Below are 13,898 nucleotides of genomic sequence, written 5' to 3'. Positions count from 1 at the left end.
AAAAGCTAACATATCCACAATTTAAGGTAAAGGAATTATTTGCCAATAGAACACAAAACAAAGTAAGATGTAGTTGGTTACTATTAAATTATTCAATTTTTCACATATGGTCAGAAAGCTCTTGACCCTAACGGCAGTGCTAGCACTCACACTGATGCCGTTAAATCTAGCCTTTGGTACAGGCAGTGTATATGCCCAAGATGATGGGTATGACTCGACCTTGGATGACTGGAATTGGGAATCAGACACTTGGGATGACGTAGATTATACATATACTTATGAGGATGAGCTCGACCCAGAAGTAGCAGCTGCAGTCTTTATTGGATATATGGGTTTTATTGCTTGTATCTCATTAGTAAGTTTTATTTATATGGGACTTGTATTTAGTACAATTGCTAAAAAGCTCAATGAAGAGAACAGGTGGATGGCTTGGGTACCAGTCGTAAGTACCTTCTATATGGTTAAACTCGCAGGTATGAATCCTTGGTTAGGTTTATTACTATGCTTACCAGGGGTGAACCTTGTTGTTGCGATAATTGTACTAATGAAGATCGCTGAGAGACGTGGTTTTGAGAGTTGGTTAGGATTACTTATGCTTGTTCCTGTTGTTAATTTCTTCCTTCCTGCATATCTTGCTTGGGCAGAACCAAAAGGTAAGAGTGCTATGACTGAATCAAAACCGGATGAACCAAAAGCTCCAACACCAGTTTCTGAAACCACAGAATAAGGTTTGGCTACCTATAGGAGATGAATATTAAGGAACCGCTGAAGCGGTTCCTTTTTTATGATACGATGAATGAATGGATCAAACAGACACAATCCCCTACTCTGTATTAGGGTTTGACAATGGAAAATATTTACAGATACAGAAGGATCATATATTAGACCGTATCGATAAGTTTCGTGAAGGCAAACTCTATCTAGAGATAGGTGGAAAATTCATGTACGACGCTCATGCAGCAAGAGTACTTCCCGGATTCGACCCAGAGGTCAAGCTACAGATTTTCAACTCCATGAAAAATCTCATCGAGATCATGTTCTGTGTTAATGCCAATGATATCCGTTTCAATCGTCAATTGAAGAATAGTGCAGAAAAATACACTGATGCTACCTTACGAATGGTCAAAGAACTAGAAGAGAAAACTGGTGTAAAACCAAAGATAATCATAAATCTTTGTGATCGAGAACTGTCTGGGATCGTCCTCTCCTATGAGAAAATCGCACAAGAGATGGGTTACCAGACATTCAAGAGATATAAGATCGATGGATATCCAGATGATACAAGCAGAGTGTTAAGTGAAGAAGGTTACGGATACGATGATCATATTCCTACCTCAAAGAAGCTGATCCTAGTGATGGGTGCAGCATCGAATAGCGGCAAGATGTCTACTTGTTTAGGTCAGATCTATTTAGATAAACAAAAAGGCGAAACTTCAGGCTATGCTAAATACGAAACATTTCCGATATGGAGTCTTCCTATCGGACATCCCGTAAATTTGGCATACGAGGCCGCAACTGCTGATATCGGTGATTACAATGTAATCGATACATATCATGAGATCGCTTATGGTAAGAGATCTGTCAATTACAATCGCGATGTAGAAGCATTTGAGATCATAAAGAAAATGACAGAGTCATTCTTAGAACCTTCGAACTATATGAGTAGCTATAGATCTCCTACAGATATGGGTATCAACTATGCTGGGAATGCTATTTCGAATGACCAGGTGGTCTGTGTCGCAAGTCTTGAGGAGATCCGTAGACGTCGTGGTTGGTATATGGAGATCTTTAACCGTAGCGAAGGTGATAAAGATTGGATCAAAAAATGTGAGAATCTCGAGATCCAAGCCCTCAAATATATAAGGGAAAAAGGATACAACCCTGAATATCGACTACTCAAGTAAGCTTTTCTGTTTCCCACTATCCTCATACTCAACTCCTTCAAGCCGAACTTTGTCAACTGTCTTTTGTAGTTGATTGGTACGAGTTCCACTAACTTTGTCATATTGATTCTTTAATTCTGATATCTTCTTATCGATCTTGATGAATTCTGATGTGAAAGACTCGAACTCCTTCTCAAATTGTTTTATATGACCAATGATCTGCCTTACGTTGTTCTGATATCTGAAACTTTCGTACGCCTGTCGGATCATCCTCAGTATCGCAGTAAAGCTGAACGGGCCTGCCAGTATTACCTTGTTACTCATTGCCTCAGTCCAAACATCATTAAACCGTTCATATATAAAAGAGAATATCATCTCGTTTGGAATGAAAAGGATCACAAAATCAACAGTTTGATCATCTGGATTAATATAATCACGAGAGGTTACCTGTTTGATCTTATTCTTGACATCACGTTCAAATTCCCGGAGATATTTATCTTTTTGTGAGGGATCTTCTGATTCTGACATTTTTTGTAAATTTGAGTATGGGAATTTTGCATCAACATTGATCCTCGTGCCATCAGGTAAGAACACCGAGAAATCAGGTCTAGTCTCAGATGATTCTTGTTTTTTGTTGAATTCATAATCGATCCCCCTTACAAAACCAGTCATTCGTAGTAGATCTTCAGCGATCTGTTCACCAAATTGACCACGCATCTGATTATCTGATAGCAACCCCTTCAACTGATCCGTACTCACTCGCAACTGCTCTGTAACTTTCTGTTGGTTTTCCAATCTCTCCCTTAGTTCATGAAAGGAGCCTATTCTCTTCTGCTCTGCTTCTGACAATTCTTTCTGACTTCTTTTCAAGTCTTCTTGAACCAATTTGATCATTCTTTCGATCTCGCCTCGCTTATTCTCAAGATCTGTCTTGATCTCTTTCTTCTCTGCTCCTAACACTTCGTTTGCCCTTGATACGAGCATGTCGTTGGATTGTTTCATTATGTCGGGAAGCATTGATTTGAGTTGCAATTCCAATGCACGCATAGCAGCTTCATTCTGCTGTTCGGTCTGCTTAAATAATTTGTCTTTAAGTATAAAGAGTGCGACAGCCATAACACCCAAAGCAAGGATAAATCCAATAGCAAATTCCATATTATGATCGATTCAGTTTAGTCTTATTTATCGAGCGCCTTTCCTCAAACGCCCAATAGAAAAGTATCAGTATCGCTATTGTAGCGTATAAGAAGATCTGATTGGTAACAGCGTCTAGAAGTACATCATTTCTGAAGAGATACAGTATGATCTGACCTAAGAATATCCCTAGCAGGATAAGTATTTGCCCTCTTCTTTTGTCTGACAACAGATAATTTAACAGTAGATATGTTACAGAATAAAACGACATCCCGATAGCTAATGGCACCATATACTTCTGGATCTCTGGATAGTTCCCATGGAACATAGCCTGGTGTATGGCATCCCCAAATACCATGAATACATATACCAATCCAAATCCGATAGAAAGGTTCAATGCACCTCCAACATACAAGTAGCGTCTTTTTGTTGTCCTATTCTTTGTATTTGCGAAATAACTAAACAAAACAGAAGTCGCGAGAGCTGATGCAAAGTAGACGATCTTTCCAACTAAGGAAAGCGCTGCATAGGAAGCACGATAGCTAGGATCAACCAAAACGAGATCCAACGATATCAATCCATTGAACAGGAAGAACGATATCAAAGTCACGATCAGGTATCCAAAATTCTCTTGCTTCATCAGAACATCCTCACCCTGGTTTGTAAAACTGGATCTTCGAAGAGAGATATAAGCAAACAATCCGACAACCATTGAAGGCAAAATATATGACCACAGTGGCCAAACAGCATCTGTAGAGATCTGTATGATCAGAAAGAACATCAGTAATCTCAAAGAGGACTCGACTATCGAAAGAATGTTGTAAAGATTTATTCGCTTTAGACCGAGGATCATACCTCTCATGGCAGGTGTAAACACAGATGCGAAGATCATTATAGATACTGGCACGACGTATCTGATCTCAACACCTGTAACTTTTGCCAAAAGAGGTAATAGGAAGAATACTATCAATACACCTAATACCCCATATATCATATAGCTACGAGTGGTAGCTCGTAGTTCTTCAAGTTGGATATGCTTTAGTCCTGCGCTTTTCTTCGTAAAATACGTCTGGATTGTAAGAGCAGGTATCTGTATCAGGTATAGTAAACCCACTACACCACTCATTATTGAGAATGACTCTGCTGGTAATTGATTCGCAGCGATTATGTTGAACAGGTAGTTAAGAACACTAGCCAATCCTGATATCACAGTAGTTATGATCAGATCTCTAACCAATTCTGTTTCAGTTAGATATCGGATCAGCGGAAAACTATTTGACTGTACCAGATCACGAACTTTCATCGCTATATCATATCAGAGGCAGGGGATTGTTGTAAGGATATCACACTAGAACTGCAGTGACATTAATCTCTCTATACGTTTCTCGGTTGGGAGATGGGTAGAGAAGATCTCAGAAAGCTTATTTTGTTTCTGTTTAGGAGAACTTATATACAAAGATGCGAATACGGGATCCTGTCTTAACGTAGGACTAGAATTGGTAGATGTTGAGATCGTTCTTAGAGCATGTGCAAGTGGTAGTGCAGAACCCATGTTTCTGGCTGCCATCTCGTCGGCTGAGTATTCTCTTGAGCGAGTTATTGCTAATTGGAGAAGCATAGCAAGAAATGGTGCAAGTATTATTGTTATCAGTTGTGCAATTCCATCTGAAGAATCATTATCTCTAGATCCAGACCCGAACCAAATTGCCATTCTGGGGATAGTACTAACAATGCTAGCGATAACCGCTGCCATGGTCGCGATGAGTGTGTCTCGATTCTTTATATGCGACATTTCATGCGCTATGACTCCTTCGATCTCTTGTAGAGGCAGTGTGTCGATCAATCCTTGTGTAAGACATACAACAGCATTTGAAGGATTGCGTCCGGTTGCAAAGGCGTTTGGTGTTCGCTCAGGTGAAATGTAAAGTTCGGGAGTTGGTATATCAAATGCAACCGATAGTTTTTCCATACTCCTATATAAATCCTTGAACTGACTTCTTTGAGCTTTCTTGGCTTTTGCTGAAGCTATTGCAACCCTATCGCTATAAAAGTAGATGGCTAGGTTTAGACTTACTGAGATCAAAAGCATCGGTATGATGCTGGCATCACCTCCAAAAAGATAGGCTATCAAGATAAGTAGTGCTGATAGCGCACCTAATAGGAATGCTGTTTTTGAGTAATTTGAAAAAATATTCACATCGTATTATAGCAATATATCCTGTGAAGGTTTTGTGAATTTCACCAACTCCTAGAGCTACCGCCACCACCGGACCCACCACCTCCAAACCCTCCAAAACCGCCACCGGAGCTACTGCGACCTCCTGATATCGGAAAGATAGATCTAGATGCACCTCGTGCCAATGATCTTCCTGTAGAAGTACTACTAAAGAATTTTGAGAGTACGAAGTCAACTATCAAACCAATGATGGTAAATATAACGGCTGAATCAAAACCTCCGATTATCATTCCCCCAATAAATCCTATCACACCTCCTAACCACCAACTCTTACTGAATGCTACTGCTTGAAACAGCATGAATCCAAATACCCCAATTGTAGTTAGTAGATTGGTATTCAATGGATCCTGACCTGAGGTATCCGTACCTGTATACCCCTCAGCAGTATACTCACCTGCTATTGCTTCGATCACAGCATCTACTCCATTATTGATACCGGTAGTATAATCATCTTCCTTGAATGAGGGTATCATTGCATTGTCTTGGATCCTACCCGATTCGGCATCTGTTAATGCTCCTTCTAATCCGTAACCTATCTCGATCCGGGATTGTCTCTCTGATGCTGAAACCAATATAAGTATGCCATTATCCCTATCCTCTTTACCGATCCCCCATGCCTCAAACAGTTTGACAGCATAATCTTCAATAGTTGTACCTTGAAAATCTGGTACTGTCACAACAGTTATCTCATTAGTTGTTTCCTTTTCATAGGCATTTAATTTTGCTTCTAATTCCTCATCATTGGAGATGATATTCTCATAGTCGTTGACAAATCCCGTAGGCTCTGGGAATTTTAGTTGAGCGTAAACAGAACTGACTGAAAGAATGCAGATCCAGATGATCGATAAAATTTTGATACCAATTACCCAATTTTTGGACATTCTAGTCAGCTAGATCAACTGATGGTGCAACATCTGCTTCTGAGACAGCCTCAAACAATGGTCTATCTTCAAATCCAAACATCCCTGCTAGGAGATTATTGGGGAAGCGACGGATGAATTTGTTATATGTAGTGACTTCTTCATTATACCTTTGTCGTTCTACGCTGATCCTATTTTCTGTACCTGTAAGCTCGTCCATTAGTGACTGTACTGTATCAACACTTCGCAATTCTGGATAGTTCTCCATAACTACGAGTAACCTGCTCAATGCACTTTCCACTTGATTTGCAGCATCAACACGCTCAGGAGTACCTGACGATGTACCTGCATATCTTGTACGTGCTTCAGCAAGTGCTGTGAAGACATCTTCCTCCTGATCCATAGCACCACGTACAGACTCAACCAGATTTGGGATCAGATCAAACCTTCTTTGCAATACGACTTCCACTTGTCCTTGAGCCTTTTCTGCGTCTAGATCAAGGTCTACCATGGTGTTGTATTTCCCAACCAGATATCCACCTACTAGTACCAACACTCCTACTATACCTAGTAGTGCTATAAATAATGTTTTCTTCATCCTAACACGGTCCTTGATAATTTATGTCTGTACATATATTAGTAAATAAACATTTCTGATGCAATATGAGTAAGTTCAGATAACGCTCGAATGTACAACTTCTATCAGATCTGCTCATTCGTATTGGCTGAGATCTTTGACCTAAACAGTTCCAGCACCTTGTATATTCTTGCAATGATTTTTTATTGGAGAGGTTGCTACTGCTTCGTAGCTTCAACAATTACACGCTTGAAGTCTGTTCCGGCAGGCCAACAAGTCATCAAAGTCAATTTCCCATGATCTGACCCAGTAGTTAAATACCCGATCTCCTCCGGATCCACCTTGATGTTCTTCTCTACAATGTATTTGCTCATCTCACCTTTATACATGATGTAGATCTCGTCACCCTTCACTAGCTCAGTTAGTAGAAAGAAATTCACATTCTGTTTTACTAGGTCATAGAAGTTTAGAGCTGAATGAGCAAAGAGAAATGTATTTCCTATCTGGTCTGGGTATGCAGTACCTTTTGCATGTGCGATACCATTATTCAATGCAACAGTATATGCTACTTGGTCAAATGGATCTACATCGGCGATCACTCTAGATCTAGCATCGATTTTTGGAATTATGATCGAAAATTCTTTATCCGGGAAAAGATCTTCTATCAGGGTGATATTGGGTACTGCTGACCCTCTATTCTCACTCCATACAGTATCTACACGCTCTTCAACTACACGATTCTCATCTGTGGATGTTAGATAGTCTATCTTGGCGATCAAGAGAGGAAGGAAAAGATACAATAGTATCAAAACCCCAAGAGTTACCAGGGTGATTGCTATCACCCTGGCTCTTGAGTAGACACGTAGTTTATTAAGAATAGTATCAGATATTTTATGCACGCTGTCTCCTGACATACCAATAGACTACCACTCCGACCACTGCAAGTCCAAGTATGATCACTCCATACTTTTCTACGAAACTCTCCTCGGATGTATCTTTTTTATCCGCCTCATCCTCATTTGTCTTTGTATCATCGTCTGGAGTTTCTTCTTCTCCCAGTACTTCTCCGTCTTTCTCATCGATAACTCCATCTCCATTTGTATCCACAGCACCTTCTACAGTACCTCCTGTATCTCCTTGACCAGAAGTATTGGTTGTAGTGACAGGTTCATCTATCACTTGAGTGATAACGACCTCATCACCTACAAATGTCGAAGAATTGCCGAATTCGTCGATCAATCTCAATGAGTAGTAATAAGTATCATTACAATCGGATGGTGTGTCTAGAAATTCCACATCTTCACCTGAACTCACAGCTAATTCTCCTACTAATGTCGTCGCACTTGCAACAAATGAAGTTTCAGTCGATCTGAAGATCTGCGCCTTTGTAGCGGAGCTACTAGAAGGTACTGTGAATGTTAATGTACTTGTACATGTATCACTTTCCGTTCTCTCGTAGGATTCTGGAGCATCAGGAACAAGTGCACTGAAATCTACCTCTACAATATCTGATACATATCCGCTTCCTTCTACTTTGAACTGGTAAACGCCATTCTCAGCTACGACATTGTCATCGACCTGACAGAATCCAGTACCGCTCTTGGTAAAACTCTTACTGACGCCAAATGTACTAAACGCTACGTCAGAAGGTCCTTTCACATAACATGCAAGTTCGATATTTTCATTACTGATGTTTGCTACAACATAAGGGATCTTGAAGTTGTTGTCATTTGTCTGTGCATCCGGTTGACTGATCGAAATACCTACTTGCGCTAAGGCTGGCTGTGCCGATGCAAGTAGCAATATCGACATCATAACAGCAGTCACTCCAGCAACTCCTGATCTTAAGAATAACTTACTGGATCTCTTATTCTTGAACCAATCTCCTACAAACAGTACGAGCCCGATCAAGAGTGTTAACAATCCAACTATCGAGATCAAACTTGAGACTCCGGTATTTGGAAGTCTTACGATCGCACTACCTAACACAACTCCAGTTTCAACAAATTCATTTAACGCTACCTGTACATAAGTTCCGACAATATTCTCTGAGAAGTATGATGGGTCTACCTCATCTGCTTTGCTTAGTACCTCAACATCTCCAGGTGTGGTCCCTGTCGCCCATGCAAGATCACTATATTCACCTGCATCGGCATCCCCGTCTACTATTGCATCGTAACTTACGATGACCTTACCACCGACCATAATATCTCCTAACATCCATACACCTGCATTATCATCGTATACTGGTTCACTGTAACTTACTGGATCACCATTCTCATCAACTACTTCTGATGTTCCTGGGATAAAACTCAATCCTTCAGGGATCAAGTCTGTCAGGACAACATCCTGCACACCATGGAAGATCATCTCCTTTGAGATCGATAGCGGTACGGCTGAGGGATTTATCTCCTGTTCGATATCTTCATCGAGATCGTCACCCTTTTTTAACAGATCCTCAACAGAAAGAGTGATCGAATATCTTACAACATCTCCTGGGGAGAGAGGTTCAGTACTACCTAACCAATCATTACTCTTTGTAATGAACATATCTGGGATACTCAAGACTTCTGTATCGTCAGAGTCCTCATCTCCCTCATCTTCATCTGAGCTCGTGACCACATAATTTGTGTAAACATCAGGATATGCATCAACAGAAGCTCTTACTGTGACGATCATCTCAACTATCTCATCTGGATCAAGTTTGTCGATCGTACAGCTGATGGTCTGACCATCAACACTACACTCACCTTTCTCTATATTAACATCTACTATTTCGAACACAGATGGCATTTCATCTGTGATCATGACATTTTCAGCATCAGAATCTCCACCATTTCGTACAGAGATAAGATACTCAAATTCTTCACCCGGATGCACAACCGATGGATCACTACTCTTATCAACATCTAATTGGACATCCTCTACAACATCGATCGGTTCATTATCGTAGTAACAGATACTTTCCAACTCCGATTCTGTTAGTCCTATCCGTGTTCTATCATCCTCTATACCCCAATCTCCACAATACTGTGTTTCGTCAGGGTCGTTGGCTTCAGCATAATTGTTGTATGTAGCAGTATCCATGTCATATGGGATCCATACCGTAACCTCGGTTGTGAAGCTTTCTCCTACTTCCAGTGCACCTACCATACATGACATCTCATACCATCTAGCTGGATCAAATTCTGAGGTTAAACCGTCTACTAGAGAAACAGTACATATTGAGTCGTCGTACTCGGTGATCATAAATCCATCAGGGAACCAATCGTAAACTGTGACTTCGGTCGCGTCAGATGGTCCATAGTTCATAGCTGTAAGTGTGTAGGTCACATACCCAAGTACCGGATCACCTGCTACTGCTGTGAAATCGCCATCTTCTTTCTGCATATCGAGATTTACTTCAACATCAACATCTGTTATTTCACTTCCATCATTGGAATCCTCATCAGATTTGACTGATGCGAGATTCTCATATGAACCAGCAAGAACTGATGATTCTACAAAGACAACAACTGTTATCGTCTTTGTCTCACCAGAAGCGACATGCTCAAAATACCATTCCAATGCATCTGGGTTCTCACTACTATTTTCACTACATCCCTCAGTTTCTGGGGTAGGTGTTGAGAAAATATGTACAAAACCTTCAGGAAGCAGATCCGACACGCATACATTGTCTGCATCAGATTCACCATTATTTGTAACTTCGATCGTATAAGTTACATAATCACGACCTGCAACTGCACTCTCCTCATCTTCGTAATTATCATACTTCTCTATCACTAACTTAACATCTTCCGTTATCTCCACATCTCTTTCAAATTTCAGGCTCTTTTCGTCAGAAACCAATGAACCGGAATTATTGATCCCAGGATCTGAGATCGAATCAACACCTTCAGGTACATACATCTCATATGTAAGTGTAAATGTTTGATCCGGATCCATTGTCCCCAAGTCACAGATGATCACTTTATCCGTCTGATACGGATAGCTTGGTAATACAACTGCTCGGAGATCCAATGAGACATCAGGATCAAAGGTATCATCCACCGTACAAATACCGATATTTGAAGAATATGTTCCAAGCTGGAATTGATCCGGCAAAAAATCATACACAATTACATTATCTGCATCGGACGGACCCTCGTTAGTTGCGGTGATAGTATAGGTCAAAGGTGTATCATCACCTGCAACTGCAGTAGTTCTGTCAACGAGTTTCTCTACTGTAAGTGTTGGGTCCTCGTATATAGTAGTCTCTTCTTCGTCATAACCCTTTGTTTCTTCGGTAGCGGCATATGCGATATTTTCGATCACCTGAGCTTCTAAACTCGGAAGTGCAAGGACCGTTACCTTGACGACTTTCGTCTCTCCTGAATCTAGATGATCGTATTTACACAACAAGTTATTACCATTTATAGAACAGTTAGGATCATCAACGGAGATAGCCTCTAGTTGAGCAGGGATGGTATCAGTAATACCCAACTTATCTGCTTGTGAAAAGCCTTCATTTGTTACAGTAATGATATAGTCAAATTCAGTACCTGCTATAACTGGATCTGTTGAATCAACTTTATCTACTACTAATTTAACATCTTCGCGAACTGACAGATCAAATTCATCCTCAGCACAATATTTAAGAAATGCTCTACTGTCCTCACTCAGATCTTCATCAACCTCTCTTACCATACAGTCATCAGATCTTGTACCCACATAGTTATTATAGGTACCACCTTCAATTACACTTGGTGCTGACATGACATATTCAAATTTGATGGTCTGATCAACTGCAAGTTCTCCTAATTCACAATGTAAGTAACCTATACCTTCAACACATTCTGTAGGATATGACTCTAAAACCAATCCTTCTGGAAGAATATCATCCACAATTACATTTTCGGCTGATGAAGGACCACTATTTGTGACGGATACCGTATAGGTTATCAAATTGGATATTTCTCCTGCTATCACTTCTTCTCGGTCTGCTGACTTTTCGATCTTTAGGTACTCTTTTTCATCAATCTCAAAAGGTGCCACATCGCTAACCTTTTCGGAATCCTCTGATGATGCGACTACGGAATTCTCAAATTCACCTGATTCCATAACATCTGGAACATCTACGGTTACCATGATCTTCACCTCTGTAGGTAGGGGGGTCGATGTCCCGTAAACACCCAATGTTCCTATTTCACATGTAAGTGAGTAGTTATCGAGATCTACGGCTGAACAGCTTCCAACGTCTGTTGAAACGCTATAATCCAGTGCTGTGAGATCATATCCTAATATCATCAAAGACTGTAGATAATCTGAGAGATCATCAGTCACAGTCACCATATCAGCAACAGAAGGACCTAGATTTCGTACTAATATACTAAACATTAGTTCATCCTGACCTGCTATGGCTGGATCTTCAGATTCTAATTCTTTATCGATACTAAGTGTGGCAGAACCATCGACATTTACATCAGCTGTATCAGAATCCTTATCCTCATCTGAAGTTGCATAAGCGGTATTTGTGTATGAGCCATCTTGAACTGATGCCACAACAAAAGCAGTTATCATTACCTCGAAAGTTTCTCCAGGCTTTAGAGTTCCAATACACCACTCCACAGTTCCGACAGGAAGAACCGAACCGGGACAAGGCGAAGGGGAAGGATCTGCAGAGATAAACTCAAATCCTGCTGGTAATACATCCTGCAAAACTACATTATCTGCGGTTGAATAACCGGTATTTGTAAGTGACAGTTTATATTCTGCATTATCCTGACCTGAGATCAAGACCTTGTCGGAGGTTGTTTTGATCAAGTCGAGGACAACATCCTCAACAACATCGATCCTATCGCTAAAGTCACTAACTTGTTCGTCGGTCACTTCCCAGCCCCAATTAAGTACTCCTTGACCGGGGAGGGTTGCATCAACATCTACTGGTACGTCCATCGTTACCGTGATAAGAACCTCTTCTCCTGCACCGAGATCTCCTAGATCACAGATCAAGATAGGATCTCCTACACTATCAGTTGGCATTACGACGACTCCAAATCTAGTATCTAACTGTTCACCATCAACGAATGTTGGAGAGGGGTCATATGTACATGTACCTACTGTAGATGTATAGCTTTGGTAGTCAAACTCTTCCGGCAGGAAGTCGTAAACAACAAGATCATCTGTCTGAGAAAGGCCATTATTCTTTACCACGATCGTATAATCAAAAGTGGAATTCCCCGCAGTAACAGGATTGGCACTGTGAGTCTTTGCTGTATAGATATTTATATCCTCATAAATACCTACAACAAGTTCATCATCGGTCTTATCCTCATCTGAGTAGCCGTAAGCAGTATTCTTCACCTCTCCTTCTGTTGCTGCCGGATCTACTTTGACTAGAATATTTACCTCAAAAGCAATTCCATCTGGTAATAGTGTACCCACATCACATGTCAGATCATTACCAACTAGTGAACAATCAGTGCTGTCAACCGAAAGGATCTCGAACATTGCCGGGATACTATCAGTCAATATGACATTATCAGCATCAGATGGACCTAAGTTTGAAAGTCTTAATGTGTAGGTGAATGTATCACCAGCTGCAACTGAAAGTTTATCCGCAGACTTTACAAGATCAAGCTCAGCTTTTTCTTCGATAGTGACTTGATCCTCAGCTTTCCATTCGGTTTCACCTGTTTCTGAAGTAGTGAAAACTGCTGTGTTTAATATCGTGCCACTCTCGGCATTTAGAGGAACAGATACATTTAGCTTGAATACAACATAATCCCCAGGGCGCAGGTAAGAAATATCACAGTCGACATTATTTCCTATTGTGCTACACAATACAGTACCAGGTGTAGTAGATGTAAGCGTATAACCGATGAATGTAAATGGTGCAGGTATGATATCTTTCATATTTACACCTTCTACATCAGAAGGTCCTAGGTTCTCGACTCTTACATCATATGAGAAGCTACTGTCTTGACCTGGGATAAGAAGATCAGTACTGGATGATTTCTTTACTGACAGATCGAATCTCTCGATCACTTCTGTTGTTTCATCTGCAGTCAGTCCGTCAGGGTATTCGTAAGAATACATGGTTGCAGTATTTGTGAACGAATCAGCATCTATTGAATACGGAACAGATACCCCGATCCTCACTTGAACAGTCTGACCTACAACAACATCCCCGACCGTACAATCTATACCAGTACCAGCAGGAGCTATCG

The 13,898-nt window shown here is 40.7% G+C and carries 9 protein-coding genes; 2 read left to right on the top strand and 7 right to left on the bottom strand.

Annotation, left to right across the window (positions count from 1 at the left end; genetic code table 11):
* The first annotated feature begins 106 nt into the window (after window positions 1-106).
* Window positions 107-727, top strand: coding sequence for a hypothetical protein (locus tag H6763_00130; protein MCB9803223.1), 621 nt, complete (start codon window positions 107-109; stop codon window positions 725-727).
* Window positions 728-800: 73 nt separating this feature from the next.
* Window positions 801-1,904, top strand: coding sequence for a DUF1846 family protein (locus H6763_00125; GenBank protein ID MCB9803222.1), 1,104 nt, complete (start codon window positions 801-803; stop codon window positions 1,902-1,904).
* On the opposite strand, the gene H6763_00120 is transcribed toward H6763_00125, so the two are convergent.
* The 7 genes from H6763_00120 to H6763_00090 all read right to left on the bottom strand — a co-directional run bounded on the left by H6763_00120 (window position 1,893) and on the right by H6763_00090 (window position 13,830).
* Complete coding sequence (locus H6763_00120; protein MCB9803221.1) at window positions 1,893-3,038, bottom strand: DNA recombination protein RmuC; 1,146 nt, start codon at window positions 3,036-3,038, stop codon at window positions 1,893-1,895. The two genes, H6763_00125 and H6763_00120, sit on opposite strands and share 12 nt — an antisense overlap.
* 1 nt (window position 3,039) lies before the next feature.
* Complete coding sequence (locus H6763_00115; protein MCB9803220.1) at window positions 3,040-4,320, bottom strand: hypothetical protein; 1,281 nt, start codon at window positions 4,318-4,320, stop codon at window positions 3,040-3,042.
* Window positions 4,321-4,365: 45 nt separating this feature from the next.
* The gene (locus H6763_00110) at window positions 4,366-5,214 is read right to left on the bottom strand and encodes a M48 family metalloprotease (GenBank protein ID MCB9803219.1); all 849 of its coding nucleotides are present in this window, start codon (window positions 5,212-5,214) and stop codon (window positions 4,366-4,368) included.
* A 41-nt stretch (window positions 5,215-5,255) separates the two neighbouring features.
* The gene (locus H6763_00105; protein ID MCB9803218.1) at window positions 5,256-6,134 is read right to left on the bottom strand and encodes a TPM domain-containing protein; all 879 of its coding nucleotides are present in this window, start codon (window positions 6,132-6,134) and stop codon (window positions 5,256-5,258) included.
* Window position 6,135: 1 nt separating this feature from the next.
* Window positions 6,136-6,711 carry a LemA family protein gene (locus H6763_00100; protein MCB9803217.1) on the bottom strand — a complete coding sequence of 192 codons (576 nt, stop codon included), beginning with the start codon at window positions 6,709-6,711 and terminating at the stop codon, window positions 6,136-6,138.
* Window positions 6,712-6,908: 197 nt separating this feature from the next.
* Window positions 6,909-7,604, bottom strand: a complete 696-nt coding sequence (locus H6763_00095) for a sortase (GenBank protein MCB9803216.1) — start codon at window positions 7,602-7,604, stop codon at window positions 6,909-6,911.
* Window positions 7,582-13,830 (bottom strand): DUF11 domain-containing protein, encoded by a 6,249-nt coding sequence (locus H6763_00090; GenBank protein ID MCB9803215.1) that lies wholly within the window; start codon window positions 13,828-13,830, stop codon window positions 7,582-7,584. The genes H6763_00095 and H6763_00090 overlap by 23 nt, the downstream gene beginning before the upstream one ends.
* Between the last annotated feature and the right edge of the window lie 68 nt (window positions 13,831-13,898).

Source organism: Candidatus Nomurabacteria bacterium, from assembly GCA_020632395.1.
GTDB lineage: Bacteria > Patescibacteriota > Dojkabacteria > SC72 > JAHDCA01 > JACKFQ01.
The sequence above is the reverse complement of the archived record's forward strand: the minus strand, read 5'-3'. Positions and strand labels throughout refer to the sequence as shown.